This window comes from Bradyrhizobium sp. CCBAU 11430, assembly GCF_028128855.1.
In the GTDB taxonomy this organism is placed as follows: Bacteria; Pseudomonadota; Alphaproteobacteria; order Rhizobiales; family Xanthobacteraceae; genus Bradyrhizobium; species Bradyrhizobium ottawaense.
In genome coordinates, this window is record NZ_LBJV01000035.1 from 13,703 (window position 1) to 31,014 (window position 17,312).

Below are 17,312 nucleotides of genomic sequence, written 5' to 3' on the forward strand. Positions count from 1 at the left end.
GCCTCAGGCGAGCGTGTCGATCCAGGCTACGAGCGCGTTCAGTACCTCTGTAAGCGCCTCGTCATTGCTACGGCCGGATTTCTTCAGCACCGCGAACGAGTGATCGCCGCCTTCGATCTCATGCAGCGTCGCCTTCTTCGGACCGAGTTTCTCGACGACAGGCTTGAGGTAGCTCAGATCGGCAAGCCCATCGCGCGTGCCTTGCAGAAACAGCATGCGGATGGTGACGCCGGCGAGGTGCTCGGCGCGCTCGGACGACGGCTTCTTGTCGGCGTGCAGGGGAAAGCCGAGGAAGGCGAGCCCTTTGACGTCAGGCAACGGCGCCTTGGACTGCGCCTGCGAGGTCATGCGTCCGCCGAATGATTTGCCGCCTGCGACGAGCGTCACCCCGGGGCACAGCCGCGCCGCCTCCGCGACTGCCGCGCGGATCGCAGCGTGCGCGACCGCCGGCTGGTCGGGACGTCCCTTCTTCTCTTCCATGTAGGGGAAATTGAAGCGAAAGGTCGCGATGCCGCGATCGGCAAGGCCGGCCGCGACCTTCTCCATGAAAGCATGCCGCATATCGGCGCCCGCGCCATGCGCCAGCACGTAACAGGCACGCGCATTGTCCGGCTGCGTCAGAATCGCCGAGACCGTGCCGATGCGCTCGATCTCGAGCTTGAGCTCTTGTGTTTTGGTCGCCAAAATCAGACATCCCGACAGACGCCGCCCCGGCCGCCTTGGTAGCGTCACCGGCGCAGCCTGAAAACACAATAATTGCCGCGGCCGACTGGCCTACCAAGCCGGAAACGCGCATCAACCGAGGTAACCATGTCCTACCGCTCCTCCTGGATGACCGAAGAGCTCGATGTCTTCCGCGACCAGTTCCGTAAATATCTCACCAAGGATCTGGCGCCGCATGCCGAAAAATGGCGCGAGCAGAAGATGGTCGACCGCTTCGCCTGGCGCGGGCTCGGCGAGATGGGCGCGCTGCTGGCGAGCGTGCCGGAGGAATATGGCGGGCTGGGCGCGACCTTCGCCTATGACGCGGCGGTGCTGGACGACCTCGAAAGCACGGTGCCGGAGCTGACGACCGGCGTCTCCGTGCACAGCGCCATCGTCGCGCATTACATCCTCAACTACGGCTCGGAGGAGCAGAAGAAGCGCTGGCTGCCGAAGATGGCCTCGGGCGAGATGGTCGGCGCCATCGCCATGACCGAGCCCGGCACCGGCTCGGATCTGCAGGCCGTCAAGACCACGGCCAAGAAACAGGGCAATTCCTACGTCATCAACGGCCAGAAGACGTTCATCACCAACGGCCAGGCCGCTGATCTCGTCATCGTGGTCGCGCGCACCGGCGATGCTGGTGCCAAGGGCATCTCGCTGCTCGTGGTCGAAACCACGGGCGCGGACGGCTACAAGCGCGGGCGCAACCTCGACAAGATCGGCCTGCATGCCTCCGACACCTCGGAACTGTTCTTCGACAACGTGACCGTGCCGCCGGAAAACCTGCTCGGCAAGGAGGAAGGCCAGGGTTTTGTGCAACTGATGCAGCAATTGCCGCAGGAGCGGCTTGCGCTCGCGGTCGGCGCCGTCGCCGCGATGGAGCGCGCGGTCAAGCTCACCACCGACTACACCAAGGAGCGGAAGGCGTTCGGCAAGCCGCTGATGGATTTCCAGAACACCGCCTTCAAGCTGGCCGAGCGCAAGACCGAAGCGATGATCGCGCGCGTCTTCGTCGACTGGTGCATCGAGCGCCTGGTCGCCGGGGATCTCGACACCGTCACCGCGTCGATGGCGAAATACTGGTGTTCGGAGAAGCAGGTCGAGACCGCCGACGAATGCCTCCAGCTGTTCGGCGGCTACGGCTACATGCAGGAATACCCGATCTCGCGCATCTTCATCGATTCCCGGATCCAGAAGATCTATGGCGGCACCAACGAGATCATGAAGCTGCTGATCGCGAGGTCACTGTGATCCGGTTGCTGTGAGCAGCTACTTCATCCGCCTGTCGGCGGCGATGAAGTCGATGAAGGTCCTGACCTTCGCGGAGAGATATTTGCGGCTCGGATAGACCGCAAACAGCTTTCCGGCGAAGATGATGTGGCCAGGCATGACGTGCTCCAGACGACCGCTGGCGATGTCCTCGGCGACTAGCCATTTCGGCAGAAAGACGAGGCCCATGCCTTCGATTGCTGCCATGTGCAGCAGCGTTTCGTTGCCGCTGCGCAGCACCGGGTTGAGCTTGACGGTCTCGGGGCCGTGCTCGCCCGTGAAGGAGAAGCTCTCGCCCGGGTAAAGCGCGTAGTGCAGCAGCGGCTGGCCGGCGAGATCGGCGAAGGCCGATGGACGGCCCGCGCGTTTGAGGAAGGCGGGAGCCGCCACCATGTAGAACGGGACGCTGGTGATCGGACGCGCGATCAGCGCCTCGTCCGGCGTGCCGGTCGCGCGAAGTGCAAGATCAAAACCCTCCTCGACGAGGTTGACCAGGCGGCCACTGAGATCGACGTCGAGACGGACCTCGGGATAGCGCGCCTGGTAGTCCGCCAGCACGCCCGCAAAAATCGCGTTCGCCATCCACACCGGTGCGGTCAGGCGCAGCGTGCCGTGCGGAACGACGGTGGCATTGCTGACGGCGGCCTCGACCTCGTCGAGCGAATCCAGCATCTGCCGCGCCTGCTCGAAATAGAGCGCGCCGCTTTCGCTCAGGCTGACGCGCCGGCTGGTCCGGTTCAGCAGCCGCGTGCCCAGGCGCTTCTCGAGCTGCATCACATGCTTGCTCGCCATGGCCGGGGAGATGCGCAGGCGCTGTGCCGCGGTCGCGAAGCTCTTCAGCTCGGCGACCAGGCAAAACACCCTCATGCTGACCAGAGAATCCATGAGATCATCAACATCCAGGAAATGAACTAATCCCAAAGCCGATAATGATCAAAAACGGTGAAACTATCAAATGGTGGCAACCCTCACATTCCGGAGAACCACCATGTCCACCGCCACCTTCGAGACCCCCGCCCCCGGCCGCGCCCTCCGCATCGGCCTCTGGGCCGCGCAGGTCCTCCTCGCCTTCGTCTTCATCTCGGCGGGGCTGGTAAAGCTGACCACGCCGATTCCCCAGCTGGCCGCGATGATGCCCTGGGCCGGCCAGTATTCGGAGACCTTCGTCCGCTCCATTGCCTTGGTCGACCTCGCCGGCGGCATCGGCATCCTGCTGCCGGCCCTGACGCGGATCCTGCCGCGGCTGACGGTGCTGGCCGCGCTCGGCTGCGCGGTGTTGCAGGTCATTGCGCTGGTCTTCCACCTCTCGCGCGGCGAAGCTGACGTTGCACCGCTCAACGTCGTGTTGCTTGCGCTCAGCCTGTTCGTGCTGTGGGGACGCAACGGCAAGGCGCCGATCGCGCCGCGTCAGTTCTGATCGACGGGAACGCCGCACCATGATCTCTGCCAATGGATGGTCTCGCAGGGGGCTGCTGGCGGGCGCATCGATCCTCACGGCCGCCGGCACCGCCGCGGCCAAGGAGGATCGCCTCACCGAGGGCGTCGTGATCCTGATCGACAGCAACGAGCCCTATGTCATGGGCCACGCGATCAGTTACTCGGCCAATCTCGCCAAGCACTTTGCCGACAAGGGCGCGAAAATGCTGATCGAGGTCGTGGCCAACGGCAAGGGCATCGACATCTTCCGCGCCGACAAGACGCCACTGATCGAGCCGCTGGTGACGCTGCGGCAATCGCTGCCGAGCCTCAGTTACAGCATGTGCGCCTCATCCAAGGTGATCGCGGAAGCCAAGGAGCAAGTCTCGATCCCGCTGATTGCGGGCGCGAACCTCGTCCCGTTCGGCATCGGACGCGTGGTCGACCTGCAACTCAAAGGCTGGGCCTATATTCATGCGTGAGAAGCCTCGCGCGTTGTCGCGGCGATCGCTCCTGATCGCCGCGCCGGCCTATCTCACTGTCCTGCGCACCGCCGGCGCGCAGGACAGCTGGCCGCCGGTGTTCGAAGCCGGCCGCAGCCAGTTCACAGTGGTGCGGCCGCACGCGTTGATGCCACAACTGCGGCTTCAGGACCCGCACGGCAAGGACGTTGTCGTGGCTGCCAAGCCGGGCAGTATCACCCTGGTGAACTTCTGGGCCACCTGGTGCGCGGCCTGCAAGCTCGACCTGCCCATGCTGGCAAGCCTTGCGGCCTCGCGACCCGAGCGGCTTGACGTGGTCGCGATCTGCACTGACACCAAAGACCTGCGCAAGGCCCGCACATTTCTCGGCGGCCTCTCGTTGCAGAACCTCGCCTGCTATGTCGATGCTCATGGCGCGGCGGCCCAGGCCTCGACCGAGATGTTCTCGATCGTCGGCATGCCCATCACCTATCTCGTCGGAACGGGCGGGCGCGTCGAAGGCTACATCACCGGTGCGCCGGACTGGCTGTCGCCGGCGGGCACGCGCCTGCTGCAATACTATCGCGAGCAGAGCTAGCGCCGACTCAATTCGGATGCCACCAGCGGCCGCCGATGACGACGCCTTCGGACACGATCTTGCGGTTGCCGATCAGGTGCTCGCCGACGACGTCCTCGTAGTCGAACTGGCCCTGTTTGACCGAGATCAGCGTGGCGTCGCCGACGCAGCCCGGCTTGAGGCTGCCGAGCTCGGGGCGACGCAGCGCCATTGCCGCATTCACCGTCGAGGCCGCGATCACGTCGGACAGCTCCATGCCCATGCACAGGAACTTCGACATGGTCGTGACCTGGTCGAAGGCGGGGCCGTCGATGCAGAGCTGGTGGATGTCGGAGGAGATGGTGTCCGGATAAAAGCCGTTGGCGAGCATCGCGCGCGCGGTCTTGAACGCGAATGAGCCCTTGCCGTGGCCGATATCGAACAGCACGCCGCGCTCGCGCGCGTCCAGCACCGCCTTCTTCACCGTGCCTTGCGCGGTCGCCGGCGTGTTGGGAAAGGGGCGGAACGCATGGGTCAGCACGTCGCCGGGACGCAGACGTGCCAGCACCTCCTCATAGCTCGGCGGCGGATGGTCGATATGCGCCATCAGGGGCATGCCGACCTCGTTGGCAACCTCGAGCGCAATGTCGAGCGGCACCACCCCCGACGTGCCCGAGGAATGCAGGCCGACGCGCACCTTGATGCCGACGATGACATCGCGGTTGGCATCGGCCACCTTGGCCGCCTCGATCGGATTCATCAGCCGCAATTCCTCGCTCTCGCCGACCATGATCCGGTGCGAGAAGCCGAAGATGCCGGCATGCGACACGTGCAGATAAGCAAGGATGCGGACCTCGCTCGGCTCGATCACATGCTTGCGGAAGCCGGCGAAATTGCCGGGTCCGGCGCTGCCAGTGTCGACCGCCGTGGTGACGCCGGAGAGGCGGCAGAACTCCTCGGCATCGATGCCGAGCGAGGTGCCGCCCCAATAGACATGGGTGTGGAGATCGATCAGCCCCGGCGTCACGATGAGCTGCGAGACGTCGCGCACCTCGGTGCCCGGGTCGGCCTTGAGGGCGCCGCCGACCGCCGCCACCTTGCCGCCGGCAAAGGCGACATCGGTCACGGCATCGAGCTTCTGGGAGGGGTCGATCACCCGCCCCCCGCGCAGGATCAAGTCGAAAGGCATCGTCGTCTCCGGATGAGGCAGTGAGGTGCGGCGGCATGGCAGCCGGGCCAGCGAGGAAGGAAGCCGTTCGCTTCTAGCAATATTCACGCCGAATGGCGCGGCAAACCGTAACGGTGGCCCATGAAAAATGGGGATCCCGGGAAGATTCGAACTTCCGACCTACGGTTTAGGAAGCCGTAGGCGGGGGATCACCCCGCCGTCGAGCTTCAGTCGTGGCCTTGTCGGAGGATCCCCCAAAGGATCCTCCGAGGCAGTTTGTCGAGTACCAGCTTGTGCTGGCTGACCCGTCTCCTACGCGAAGTGGAAGTCGTGGCTGTTCAGCTTGTCGAGCTGCGTGTTCTTCAGCGTGAGGGTGTCACTCCCCGTCGCGATCACGACGTCGTGGCCTGACTGGGCCGCGTGGGAGAGAACGCTCGCAAAGCTGTCGAACACGCTCTTGCTGAACTCGATCGTGTCGTGCGTGGGTCCACGGGCAGCGAAGTCCTTGATGACGTCCTGGCCGAAGTTCGACGCAAACGCGAACGTATCCGCACCCGCCTTGCCCACCATGACATCGTTGCCGGTGGTGCCGGTCAGCGTGTTGCTGCGGCCCGAGCCGATGATAGCCTCGCCCGAACTGGTGCCGACCACGTGGCCCGTGGTGTCGACCTGTTCCGCGGTGAAGGCATGAGACTTGCCCGACAGGTCGGAGGTCTGGAAGCTCCACTTGCCGTCGGCATTCGTCGTGGCCGAACCGACCGAGGTCGTGCCGTCATACAGCTTGATCTCGCTGTTGGGATCGGCCGTGCCCTTGATCGTCGCGGTGTGATCCCAGTGCTGGCGCACATTGGTAACCTCGACGGTCGCAGCGTCCTTGGTGCCGCCATGACCAATCGGCGGATCGATCGGCTGCGACAAGGCGCTGGTGTTGCCGGCGGCATCGGTCGCGGTCGCGGTGAAGGTGTGGGACCCGTGCTTGAGATTCGGGGTCGTCACGCTCCAGTCGCCATCACTCGCGACGGTCGCGGTGCCAAGCAGGGTCGTGCCCTCATAGAGCTTGATCGAGCTCCCCGCTTCCGCCGTACCGGATACCGTTGCGCGGTTATGCGTGGTGGGATCGCTCAACAGGATCGGAGCATCGGGGGCAGCGCTATCCACCGTGACATCCAGCGCAGCCGATGCCTTGCTGGTGGCGCCGGAGACCGTGTCGGTCGCGGTGAAGCTGTGCTTGCCGTCAGGCAGTGCGACGGTGGTGTAGTGCCATGCTCCGTTCGCATCCGCCGTGACGGTGCCGAGCTGGGTCGTGCCGTCGAGCACCTTGACCGTGCTGTTGGCAACCGCAGTCCCCGCCAGGGTCACCGTTTTGTCGCTCGTGATGTGATCACCGGCGGTGCCGGTATCGCTGGAGAACGAGGCGATCTTCGGCGCGGCGGGCGCAGTGGTGCCCGAACCGGTGGAGCCCGGGGTTCCAGAACCGACGACCGCATCCACAGCCGCCGACGCAGCACTGACGTTGCCGGCAACGTCGGTCGCCTTTGCCGTCAGGGCGTGCGAACCGGCCGACAGTGCGGACGTCGTGACGCTCCACGCGCCGCTCGCGTTGGTCGTCGCGGTGCCGACCTGGGTCGTTCCGTCGAACACCTTGATCGCGCTGTTCGCTTCGGCAGTCCCCGACATCACGACCTGATTGGCGGTGTTGACGGTGTCACTCGCGATCGTCGGTGCAGCTGGCGCCTTGGTATCGACGGTGACCGCCACCGCAGCCGATGCCACGCTGGTTTGCCCCGACGAGTTGGTCGCGGTCGCCGTCAGCGTATGCTTCGCATCGGTCAAGACCTTGGTGATGTAGTCCCAGCTTCCGGTCGAAGTCGCGGTCGCCGTGCCGATCTGCGTCGAACCGTCATAGACTTTCACGGTGCTGCCAGCCGCGGCGGTACCGTGCAGCGTGATCTGACTGGCGTCAGTGATGCCATCGCCAGTCTTGCCCGTATCGGGTGACCAGGATGCGATGCTCGGCGCTGCCGGGACATCGGGCGTTGCGGGGGGCGTCGGAGACGACGTCTGCCATCCCGTGCCGAGTTCGTCGTTGTTCGTCAGGACGGGCGTGTTGTTCCTGAAGTAATAGTAACCCCACTTGCCCTCACCAAGTTCGTTGTTGGTGAACGAGACGCCGGAAATCTTGTCGGTGCTGCTGAAGCTGCCATCGGAGTAAAGGGTATAGCCGCCCCCTGCAAGATAGTTGCCGTCCACCTGAATGTTGGAAACCGGACCGAAGTCATTATTGATCATCACGGCCGAGACGTAGCTGTTCTCGTTGATGACGGTGTTGTGCCGAATGATGACGTCTGAAACGCCGCCGTCGATCTCGATGCCATCATAGTGCGGACCACCCAATGACGTGCCGAGACGCACATCGGGCGCATTCATGGCATGGATATAATTGTCCTGAACGAGGCTCGACCCGGTGACAATAATACCATTCTCCACGTCATGGATATCGTTACGCAGGAATGTGCCTGAACCGACGATGCCGTTCGCACCATCCGGGCTGCTTCCAACATTTAAAATCTCGCTGTCCTTGACGACAGTTCCTGTAATGCCATCCTTGATCCAGATCCCTGTCCAATCGCTGGACGTGATGCGACTATTCTGAATCGTGACGTTATCGGCGAGGACCGAAATCGTGCCTTTGACATCGAGAGCGTCGATGACGGTACCTGGTTGAGTGACAGTTATATCGCCCGATGGAGTCAGGATAACGCCATCAGGAAGACCGGTGGTATTCGCGTCTGGAAATCCAGCAATTGCCATGTTTGTTCATCCCCTCTGCAGTGCACGCGCAGACTGAGTCTCTTGCGCATACGGTTCGATATGTCGCGGCTCAGTCCAACTCGACTGCTTCTTTGCCGCCCCATCGGGAGCGTGTTCGAATTCGCACGCGCCTTTTTTGAGACGATTCATTGACCCGAGGATGGAGTTTTTAAATCGCGCAGCCGCAGTTCCCGCCGCCGTCCAAAATTAATATTATCACTGGACTGATAATTAATGTTCGCAATTTAATTTCGATCGAGCGCACTATTTAAATCGGCGACGAACCTGTGCGGTCTTCGTCAACACCAATATGTATTGCGCCCTCACGTCGCGTGCCTTCGCTTCGCCAATCATCGACGGCGGGCTGCACACATCAATCGGCGCCGCCGACTCTAGCGACGTCGCGGACGCCTGCCCGAACCTCGTCTCTCGAAACGAGAATGACTTCCGCGGATTTCCGATCTCTGCCGAGGGGCGTCCGGCCACACGGCCATGACGTCCTGCGTGCCGGCTCGCGTACACCCGTGACCACACGCCTGCAGTTGGCAGGGAGGCCCCAGGGCTGTAATGACCGGCAAGAGACTATGAAGATTGGCGATCCCGGGAAGACTCGAACTTCCGACCTACGGTTTAGGAAACCGTCGCTCTATCCGGCTGAGCTACGGGACCGCGGAACCCGCAAGTCAGGCGGGTTGCCTGGAGGTGTACATATCAAAGCGGAGACGGGATCGGAAGCCCTCCACGTTGCCCAATACGAAGGGCTGCCGCTCGGCCTCACGCCTTGATATTGTTGTCCTTCACCACCTTGCCCCAATAGGCGACCTGCTTGTCGAAGAAGGTCTTGAAGGCCGCGCCGTCCTGGAGCAGCAGCGTCATGTGCTGGGTGTCCTTGAGCTGGGCGGCGGTCGCGGGCTCGCTGAGGATTTCCTTGGACGCCGTCGCCATGGCTGCGACGATATCGGGCGGCGTGCCTGCGGGCGCGAAGATGCCCCACCAGGCCAGCGTCTCGAAATCGGGAAAGCCCGCCTCGATCGCGGTCAGCGTATCCGGCAGGGCCGGCAGCCGCTCACGGCCGAGCTGCAGGATCGGATGCAGCATGTTGGTGCCGAGCTGGGCGGCGACCAGCGCCGCCGATCCCGCGATGAGATCGACATGGCCGCCGAGCACGTCGTTCATGGCCGGACCGCCGCCGCGATAAGGCACGTGCATGATCTCGACCCCGGCCTTGCTGCCGAGCACGGTCATGGCGAGATGGCCGAGCGTGCCGATGCCGACGGAGGCATATTTCACCGCGCCCGGGGTCGCCTTGCAGGCGGCCACCACGTCGGCAAAGCTCTTGTAGGGGCGGCCGGCGCCGGCCGCGATCACATAGGGTGCGGTGCCGATCAGCAGCACCGGCATCAGCTCACGCTCGACATCGACCGGCGGCTTGTCGAGGATCGACGGAATCACCGCGTGGGAATCGAAGGTGACCAGGAACGAGGTGCCGTCGGCCGGGCTCTTGGCGACTTGCGCCGCGCCGAGCGCGCCGGCGGCGCCGGACTTGTTCTCGACCACGACGATGCGACCGAGCTTGGTTTGCAGGCTGGCCTGCAACAGCCGCGCCATCGCATCGGTCGAGCCGCCCGGCGGAAACGGCACGACCAGCGTGATCTTGCCAGCCTGCGCCGCCGTCGGTGCCATTGCGAGAATGGCCGGTGCAGCCAGCAGCGTACGTCGTGTGATCGTCATGGTCCCCTCCCTTTTTGCTTTCAGCGCCTGGCTTTTTGCTCTTTGGCGCTACAGCATGATCCGGAAAAGTGTGCAGCGGTTTTCCGATAAGATCATGCTCAAGAAGATACCCTAAGCGCGAAGCGCTTAGGTCGTCCCGAAGCCCGACCCCGCTTTTCTGTATTCTGGCCGAGGCGGACTGAAGATGTCCAGCACCCGGGCCCCATTGGGGCCGGCGCGCATGGTGTGCGGCACATTGCCCGGCGTGCGCCAGAAATCGCCCTTCTTCACGGCAATCTCCTCATCGCCCTGGACGCGGATGGCCGAGCCGTCGAGCAGCACGCCCCATTGCTCCTCGGGATGATGGTGCAGCGTGCCCTGCGCATGCGGCGCCAGCGTCACCACCGACAGCATCGCCTGCTCGCCGGAGAAGATGCGGGTGGTCACCCCTGCCGCGAGCTCGCGGAACAGCCCGTCGCCGGGATCATCGATATTGTGGAATTCGTCCTTCTGACTCACGCCATCCTCCCCTTCGCTCTCGCCTGATCAGGACTTGCCATACGAGCCCTGGTAGCGGCCCTCGCGGATCGCCTTCATGGTCTCCTCCTCGCGCGCGACCTGGGCGCGCACGGCTTCGAGCAGCGCGGCGGCGCCCGCGGCGGGAAACGACACCACGCCATCCTCGTCGCCGACCACGATGTCGCCGGGCGAGATCACGCTGCCGCCGATCGTGACAGGCACGTTGATCTCGCCGGGGCCGTTCTTGTAGGGACCGCGATGGATCACGGCACGGGCGTAGCAGGGAAAGTCGTCGGCCGCGAACGCCGCGACATCGCGGATCGCGCCGTCGATCACATAGCCCTCGGCTTTGCGCCACTGCGCGATGTTCTTCATGATCTCACCGACCAGCGCGCGGGTCTCGTCGCCGCCGCCATCGACCACGATGACGTCGCCGGGGCCGACCAGCTCGAGCGCGCGGTGGATGGCGAGATTGTCGCCGGGGCGGGTGCGCACCGTGAAGGCCGTGCCCACCAGCTTAGCCCCGCGGTGATAGGGTTTTAGCCCGACCGCGCCGGGCAGCCGCGCGAGATTGTCCGAGATGACCGAGGTCGGCGCACCGCGAAAGCCCGCGATGATCTCGGCCGGCGGCTTCGGCACGCTGTTCGCAGCGATGTTAATGGTCATGTCCTGGAGTCCTTCCGTCAATCAATCGGCATGCGCCCGCGCCTTTGCCGGCCAAATCCGGAAGGCGCGCCCTTCCTTCATCCACGTTGCGCGCTCGTCGCGCAACAGCGTGCGGCGGACTTTTCCGGAATCATCGCGCGGCGGGGCGCCGACGATCTCGAAGCTTTCCGGATGCTTGTAGCGGCTAAGCCTGTCCTTCAAGAACTCCGCCATGGCGTCGGCGATCGCCTGGCCGTCGGCGTCGCCCTCCGGCTCGATGATGGCGTGCACGCGCTGGCCCAATTCCGGATCGGGCAACCCGACCACCACGCAGGACCGCACGCCGGGAGCCTCGGACACGGCAGCCTCGACCTCGGCCGGATAGATGTTGGCGCCGCCGCGCAGCACCATGTCGGCGAGGCGGTCGCCGAGATAGAGATAGCCTTCCGCATCCAGCCTGCCGATATCGCCGAGCGATTCCCAGCCGTCGCTGCGGCGCTTCGGCTCGGCGCCGAGATAGTGATAGGTCGCGTCCCTGCCGTCGTTGTTGAGGAAATAGATCTCGCCGGTCTCGCCGGGCGCGACGTCGTTGCCGTCCTCGCCGATGATGCGCAGCTTCGCCATCTCGCCGATCTTGCCGACCGAGCCCTTGTGCGTCAGCCATTCCGTGCCGGAGATGATGCATGAGCCTTGCCGCTCGGTACCGCCATAGAGCTCCCAGACCCGCTCCGGCCCGAGCCAGGCGATCCAGTTCTCCTTCAGCCAGGGCGGCATCGGAGCTGCCATGTGGAAGACGGTCTGTAGGCTCGACAGATCGTAGGCGTTGCGCACCTGCTCCGGCAGCGCCCAGATCCGGTGCATCATGGTCGGCACGAAATTGACCCATTGCACGCGCTCGCGTTCGATCTGCCGCAGCGTCTCCTCGGCGTCGAATTTGACGAGACCGGTGAGCTGGCCGCCGGTGAACAGCGCGTAGTGCGACACGATGAACGGCGCATTGTGGTAGAGCGGACCCGGATTGAGCAGCGAGACCCCGAAGGGGATATTGAGCGGCGGCGCGGCGACCGTGTCGGTCACGGCCGGCTGATGATCGAGGATCACCTTTGGCCGGCCGGTCGAGCCGCCCGAGGTCATGGCCTTCCAGTAGCGCGCCACCGGCGGATTGAGCGGCTCGTCCGAAAATCCTGCCGGTACGAAATCCGCCGGGAGGCGGTTCGGGGCGTTCCAGTCGGCCTCGCCGCCGACCACCAGCGACGGCCTGAGAATGTCGAGCACGGCCGCGGCCTCGCCGCGCGGCAGCCGCCATGACAGCGAGGTCGGCGTCGCACCACACTTCCACACCGCAAAGGAGGTCTCGAAGAACGTATTGCCGTTGGGCAGTCCGATTGCGACGAAATCGCCGGGCTTGACGCCTTTGGCCATAAATGCCCGCGCGCGCCGGTTGGCGCCGCGCTCGAGCTCGTCCCAGGTCAGCGTGTCCTGCCCGTGACGGACGGCGATCGTGCCATGTGGTTTGCGTTCAGCGTACCAGCGCGGCACGTCGGACAGGGGCAGCAGCATCGGGCGTTTCCATTTCGTTTTCTTGGCGTCTTTTTTGGCGTCGCCTCAGATGAGGCGCTCGCAAGGCGAAGTGTAGCAGCCCGCCGAGGCGGCGCTGTGACTCATGCGCCACGTCAAGCACAAAATGTCAGCATCCCAGCCATGAAATTCCCGAGTTCCATGGGTGACAAGCCGGCGATAAAGAGGCAAAAATCTGGCTCGACTCAGTTCGGGTTGAGTTTTGCAAGGAATGCTCTCGTAGAATGTCGTCCGTGATAGCATTGCGTCGTGCGGCGCTGGTTCTCGTTGCCGCGGCAGGATTTTTCCTGCTGACGCACGCGCATGCCCAGGCGCAATGGTGGAAACGCGCGCCGGTCGATTTCGAGGAATGCGCCGACGCCGCCGAGAAGGCCGCCACCAAGTCCGAGAAGACATCCGCACTTGCCGATTGCAACGCCAAGTTCGCCGGCCGCCGCAAGGCAGGCGGCGGATACTCCTATTACGACTTCCTGCAGGATCGCACCTTCGACATCGCCGGACCCAATCCGACGCCGGAGGAGCAGAAGAAGATCGACGCAGCCTATACCGCCTATCTCGCCAAAGAGCGCCGCAGCAACGAAGCGGCCGAGGCCGCCGCCCGTCAACAGCGCGAGCAGCAGGAACTGCAAGCGCGGCAACTCCAGCAGGTCGCGCTGCGAACCGACGTCGCGCGCGTGCCCGTCCCGGTCGAGCGGCCAAAGGTGCAGCAGACGGTCGGTCAGCGCTCGAAGGGCGCGTGCACCAAAGGCTCATTCTCCTGCGAATGGCCGCGGCTGTCGGAAAGCTTGAACGATCTGAAGAAGCTGTTCAATCCGACCCCGAGCAAGCCGGCGAAGAAGGGCTGAGCTACAGCCGTCATTGCGCGATGATCGTAGGGTGGGCAAAGGCGCAAAGCGCCGTGCCCACCATTCGTTTGTGATTAAGAGAGTTGGTGGGCACGCTCCGCTTTGCCCACCCTGCGACAGCGGGGTGTGGAACGTCAGTTCGGTTGCTTCTTCTTGCCGCGCTTCGATTTGACCGTTGGCACATCCACCGGCGCAGTCGTCGGCGAACTGCCCAACTGCGACCTGCTCTCCTGCAACCGCCTATCATAGCCGGGCGAGTTCACGACCGTCGGCGGTCTCGCAAGAGCGAGCGTCGATGCGCCGCAAAGCGCGGCAAGCGCGAGCCCGATCATCAAGCTACGTTTCATCGATCCCTCCTTGCACTCAAACCACCGCGCGAATCTGCTGCGGCGTCAGACGCGGCGGACCGTTGCCGGCTGCCTCGGCCTGATTGATCAGCGCAACAATGCGGCGCATCAGCGGCACCTCGACATGGTTTTGCTCGGCGAGCGCGATGACGGCGCCCTGGAGATAGTCGATCTCGGTCTTGCGTCCCTGCTTCAAATCCTGCCACATCGAGGAGCGCGCCTCGGGATCGATCTTCATGGTCCGCCCCAGGATCGCGCTGAAGATCGTGTCGGGCAGCCGCAGCAAGGCCGGCGTCCAGTTCATGGGGATCGGCGTTGCCGAGACCGGCGCGATGCCGGCGGCCTTCAGCGCGGCGAGCCCCTCGGCCATCTGGTCGGCGAACAGCCTGCGCCAGTCGCGGTTTGACAGTTGCGCGGCGAGCGGCAAGTCGGACAATGCGCTGAGCGCATTGTTGAGATTGATGATCAGCTTGCCCCATTGCACGCCGGTGATGTCACCGCTCGCGCGCACCGTGAGGCCGAGCACCGAGAGCGCCGCGGCCGTGTTCCCAGCGTCCTCTCCGACATGGATGTCGCCGGAGGTCGAGCGGTGGAAACGGCCCTCGCCCATCGCGATCACATTGAACGGCACCATGCCCGCGAGCACGTGGCGGCCACCGAGGCGGTCGCGCAGCACCGCGATATTGCCGATGCCGTTCTGCAGCGAAACGATGACGGCATCCTCAGGCGCATGCTGCGCGATCTGATCCGCGACATCGGCGGTGTCGGCGCTCTTGACCGTGACCAGCACGATGCCGGCGCTGTGGAAGATCGCGGGGTCCTCCGACAGCGCGAGCTGCCCTGCGCCAAGCTTCGTCTCGGAGCCGTCGAAATCCGTCAATCGCAGGCCGAACCGCTCGATCTCGGTCTTCACCCGCGGCCGCACCAGCAGCGCGACACGGCGGCCCGAGGCCGCCAGCATGCCGCCGACGAAACAGCCGATGGCGCCCGCGCCGGCCACCACGATCGGTCGATCCGTCATCACCTCGCCTTGCTCCCTGAACGACCCGCCCTCGATAGCAGAGGCGAGGCCGGCAACCAATCGCGGCGCATCCGCCTTGTAACCGTCATGAGAGCCCCATATGTTTTCGGCCCGGGGGCAGCCAGCGGCGAGCGCTCGCCGAACGAGACGCCAAAGGAGAGCACCATGGGTCTACTCGACGTCCTCAACGGCATGCAGAACGGCCCCCGCGGCCCCTCCACACCCAGCTCCGAGAAATCCTCCGGCGGCATGTCGCCGATGACCATGGCGATCATTGCCCTGCTTGGGTGGAAGGCCTTCAAGCATTTCACGGCAGGCCAGCCCGGCGCGGCGCCTGCCCCGCAGCAGCGCTCTCCGCTGCCGCCTCCGACGCCCGTGAATACCGGCAGCAGCGGCGGCCTCAGCGATTTGCTCAAGGGCGGGCTCGGCGGCTTGCTCGCCGGCGGCGCGGCCGGAACCGTGCTGAGCGGCGGCCTCGGCGATCTCCTCAACCAGCTCCAGCAGGGCGGCCACGGCGAGGCTGCGAATTCCTGGGTCGGCAAGGGCGAGAACAAGCCGATCGCGCCCGGCGACCTTGCCAGCGCACTCGGCGCCGACCAGATCGAGAGTCTGTCCGCCCAGAGCGGCCTGCCGCGCGACGAATTGCTCAACGGCCTCAGCCAGTATCTGCCGCAGGTGATCGACCATCTGACGCCGGACGGACGGCTGCCGACCGAGACCGAGCTCTCCGGCAAACTTTAATCGGACGTTGATCGACGCGCTTTCGGGAAGGGGAGCACAGTCATGAGCATGGGCGGCCTGTTGTGGATCATCGTCGTCGGCTTCATCGCCGGCCTCATCGCGCGCTGGCTGGCGCCGGGACCGAACAACCCGAGCGGCTTCATCCTCACGACCATCCTCGGCATCGCCGGCGCGTTTCTCGCGACCTTCATCGGTCAGGCCATCGGCCATTACAGCCCCGACCAGGGCGCCGGCTTCATCATGGCCACGCTCGGCGCGGTGGTGGTGCTGTTCATCTGGCACCGGCTGGTGGCGAGCGGCGTGATCAAGGGGTAGGCACTGTCACGAAGCGCTGATCTCGCTTCTCAAACTCCCTGTCGTCCCGGACAAGCGAAGCGCAGATCCGGGACCCATAACCCCAGGGAGTGGTTTGGCGAAGACTCGGAGTGACCAGAGTCGCGCGGCAACTTCTCCCTGTGGTTATGGATCCCCGCGTTCGCGGGGATGACAGCGGAGATTGGAGCGCGATCTCACGTAATCAAATGCATCCCCGCATCCATGCGCACGACCTCGCCGGTCATGTTGCTGGAGGCCGGCATCGCCAGGAAGCAGACGAGCTGCGCGATGTCCTCGGCGGTCGACGCGACCCTGAGCGGCACCTTCGCCACCACGCTGTCGCGCACCTGCTTGGCGCCGGCTTCGCCGCGGCCCTTGGTGAACCAGGGCGTGTCGATATAGCCGGGGCAGACCGTGTTGACGCGGATCAGCGGCGCCAGCGCGCGCGACAGCGAGAGCGTCATGGTGTTGAGCGCGCCCTTGCTCGCGGCGTAGGCGATCGACGAGCCGACGCCGCTGATGCCGGCGACCGAGGACACGTTGACCACGGCGGAGGGCCGCTCCGAGGCCTTGGCGCCGGCTTCGAGCAGGCTGCGCGCGGCACGCACCATCTGGAACGGGCCGATGGTGTTGACACCATACACGCGCTGGAAATCTTCAGCCGACAATCCGTCGAGATCGGCATGGGCGACATGCTTGGTGGTGCCGGCATTGTTGACGAGGATGTCGAGCCGGCCCCAGGCGCCGGCCGCCGCGACGATCTTGCGGCAATCGTCGTCCTTTGAAACGTCGCCCTGCGCGACCAGGACTTCCGGAGAGCCCGCCTTGCGGCAGACGTCCGCGGTGGCCTCGGCTTCTTTCTGGCTAGAGGAATAGTTGATGACGAGCCGCGCCCCGCTTCGCGCGAGGATTTCCGCGGTTGCTGCGCCAAGTCCGGATGCGGACCCCGTCACGATTGCGCACAGACTATCTTTGGCCATCCGGATTTCCCTTCCCCTGTATCTGATGCGAGCCTTAAGTCGCTGGCCTTGTTTAGCGAGTTTGCCGCGCCCTGCAAATCAAGCAAACTCCGCTAAGCGGAATTAGCTTATCCCCCATGCCCGCGCCGCAGGTTGACCTGCGATCAACGCTTGTCAGGGCCATGGCTTTTTCGGATCATCGGGCGCAAGAAGACCTGCGCGGTTCGCTCCACCAGGCGGGACGCG

At 64.6% G+C, this 17,312-nt stretch carries 18 protein-coding genes and 1 tRNA gene; 7 read left to right on the forward strand and 12 right to left on the reverse strand.

The genetic code is table 11. The features are described 5' to 3' along the window. Positions 1 to 3 precede the first annotated feature (3 nt). Complete coding sequence (locus XI04_RS09525; protein ID WP_212476605.1) at positions 4 to 684, reverse strand: alpha/beta hydrolase family protein; 681 nt, start codon at positions 682 to 684, stop codon at positions 4 to 6. Positions 685 to 810: 126 nt separating this feature from the next. Between XI04_RS09525 and XI04_RS09530 the strand changes: the two genes are divergently transcribed. Further along, positions 811 to 1,956: an acyl-CoA dehydrogenase family protein gene (locus XI04_RS09530; protein ID WP_028143843.1), complete on the forward strand. Its 1,146-nt coding sequence runs from the start codon at positions 811 to 813 to the stop codon at positions 1,954 to 1,956. 18 nt (positions 1,957 to 1,974) lie between these two features. On the opposite strand, the gene XI04_RS09535 is transcribed toward XI04_RS09530, so the two are convergent. Next, positions 1,975 to 2,859: a LysR family transcriptional regulator gene (locus tag XI04_RS09535; protein ID WP_271609670.1), complete on the reverse strand. Its 885-nt coding sequence runs from the start codon at positions 2,857 to 2,859 to the stop codon at positions 1,975 to 1,977. A gap of 103 nt (positions 2,860 to 2,962) precedes the next feature. Here XI04_RS09535 and XI04_RS09540 point away from each other — a divergent pair, with 103 nt between their 5' ends. From XI04_RS09540 to XI04_RS09550, 3 genes are read left to right on the forward strand one after another with little or no spacing between them, the layout of a single operon-like run. Next, positions 2,963 to 3,391 carry a DoxX family protein gene (locus XI04_RS09540; RefSeq protein WP_038947392.1) on the forward strand — a complete coding sequence of 143 codons (429 nt, stop codon included), beginning with the start codon at positions 2,963 to 2,965 and terminating at the stop codon, positions 3,389 to 3,391. Between the two features lie 19 nt (positions 3,392 to 3,410). After that, a complete protein-coding gene (locus tag XI04_RS09545) occupies positions 3,411 to 3,872 on the forward strand; it encodes a DsrE family protein (protein ID WP_028143846.1) in 462 nt (153 codons plus the stop codon). Next, positions 3,865 to 4,449, forward strand: coding sequence for a TlpA family protein disulfide reductase (locus XI04_RS09550; RefSeq protein ID WP_028143847.1), 585 nt, complete (start codon positions 3,865 to 3,867; stop codon positions 4,447 to 4,449). The genes XI04_RS09545 and XI04_RS09550 overlap by 8 nt, the downstream gene beginning before the upstream one ends. A gap of 7 nt (positions 4,450 to 4,456) precedes the next feature. On the opposite strand, the gene XI04_RS09555 is transcribed toward XI04_RS09550, so the two are convergent. The 7 genes from XI04_RS09555 to XI04_RS09585 all read right to left on the reverse strand — a co-directional run bounded on the left by XI04_RS09555 (position 4,457) and on the right by XI04_RS09585 (position 12,820). Next, positions 4,457 to 5,596, reverse strand: coding sequence for an amidohydrolase/deacetylase family metallohydrolase (locus XI04_RS09555; protein WP_028143848.1), 1,140 nt, complete (start codon positions 5,594 to 5,596; stop codon positions 4,457 to 4,459). A 291-nt stretch (positions 5,597 to 5,887) separates the two neighbouring features. Then, positions 5,888 to 8,386, reverse strand: a complete 2,499-nt coding sequence (locus XI04_RS09560) for an Ig-like domain-containing protein (RefSeq protein ID WP_271623628.1) — start codon at positions 8,384 to 8,386, stop codon at positions 5,888 to 5,890. A 592-nt stretch (positions 8,387 to 8,978) separates the two neighbouring features. Continuing rightward, positions 8,979 to 9,055 (reverse strand) — tRNA-Arg (locus XI04_RS09565). Positions 9,056 to 9,160: 105 nt separating this feature from the next. Continuing rightward, the gene (locus XI04_RS09570) at positions 9,161 to 10,117 is read right to left on the reverse strand and encodes a tripartite tricarboxylate transporter substrate-binding protein (RefSeq protein WP_028141815.1); all 957 of its coding nucleotides are present in this window, start codon (positions 10,115 to 10,117) and stop codon (positions 9,161 to 9,163) included. A gap of 126 nt (positions 10,118 to 10,243) precedes the next feature. Further along, complete coding sequence (locus tag XI04_RS09575; RefSeq protein WP_028141816.1) at positions 10,244 to 10,615, reverse strand: dimethylsulfonioproprionate lyase family protein; 372 nt, start codon at positions 10,613 to 10,615, stop codon at positions 10,244 to 10,246. Positions 10,616 to 10,642: 27 nt separating this feature from the next. Next, complete coding sequence (locus XI04_RS09580) at positions 10,643 to 11,281, reverse strand: RraA family protein (RefSeq protein ID WP_271609601.1); 639 nt, start codon at positions 11,279 to 11,281, stop codon at positions 10,643 to 10,645. A gap of 21 nt (positions 11,282 to 11,302) precedes the next feature. Further along, entirely contained in the window at positions 11,303 to 12,820 is a 1,518-nt protein-coding gene (locus XI04_RS09585) for an AMP-binding protein (protein ID WP_028141818.1), read from the reverse strand. A 242-nt stretch (positions 12,821 to 13,062) separates the two neighbouring features. Between XI04_RS09585 and XI04_RS09590 the strand changes: the two genes are divergently transcribed. Continuing rightward, entirely contained in the window at positions 13,063 to 13,683 is a 621-nt protein-coding gene (locus tag XI04_RS09590) for a hypothetical protein (RefSeq protein ID WP_038973549.1), read from the forward strand. Positions 13,684 to 13,817: 134 nt separating this feature from the next. On the opposite strand, the gene XI04_RS09595 is transcribed toward XI04_RS09590, so the two are convergent. Then, the gene (locus XI04_RS09595; protein ID WP_038947385.1) at positions 13,818 to 14,030 is read right to left on the reverse strand and encodes a hypothetical protein; all 213 of its coding nucleotides are present in this window, start codon (positions 14,028 to 14,030) and stop codon (positions 13,818 to 13,820) included. Between the two features lie 16 nt (positions 14,031 to 14,046). Next, on the reverse strand, positions 14,047 to 15,054 hold the full coding sequence (locus XI04_RS09600; RefSeq protein ID WP_038973562.1) for a 2-dehydropantoate 2-reductase: 1,008 nt from the start codon (positions 15,052 to 15,054) through the stop codon (positions 14,047 to 14,049). A gap of 162 nt (positions 15,055 to 15,216) precedes the next feature. Here XI04_RS09600 and XI04_RS09605 point away from each other — a divergent pair, with 162 nt between their 5' ends. Both XI04_RS09605 and XI04_RS09610 read left to right on the forward strand, forming a co-directional pair. Next, the gene (locus tag XI04_RS09605) at positions 15,217 to 15,792 is read left to right on the forward strand and encodes a YidB family protein (RefSeq protein WP_038973550.1); all 576 of its coding nucleotides are present in this window, start codon (positions 15,217 to 15,219) and stop codon (positions 15,790 to 15,792) included. A gap of 42 nt (positions 15,793 to 15,834) precedes the next feature. Then, positions 15,835 to 16,107 (forward strand): GlsB/YeaQ/YmgE family stress response membrane protein, encoded by a 273-nt coding sequence (locus tag XI04_RS09610; RefSeq protein ID WP_080670147.1) that lies wholly within the window; start codon positions 15,835 to 15,837, stop codon positions 16,105 to 16,107. Between the two features lie 194 nt (positions 16,108 to 16,301). Here the strand turns inward: XI04_RS09610 and XI04_RS09615 are convergent, their stop codons facing one another. Then, positions 16,302 to 17,087 carry an SDR family NAD(P)-dependent oxidoreductase gene (locus XI04_RS09615; protein WP_038973551.1) on the reverse strand — a complete coding sequence of 262 codons (786 nt, stop codon included), beginning with the start codon at positions 17,085 to 17,087 and terminating at the stop codon, positions 16,302 to 16,304. Between the last annotated feature and the right edge of the window lie 225 nt (positions 17,088 to 17,312).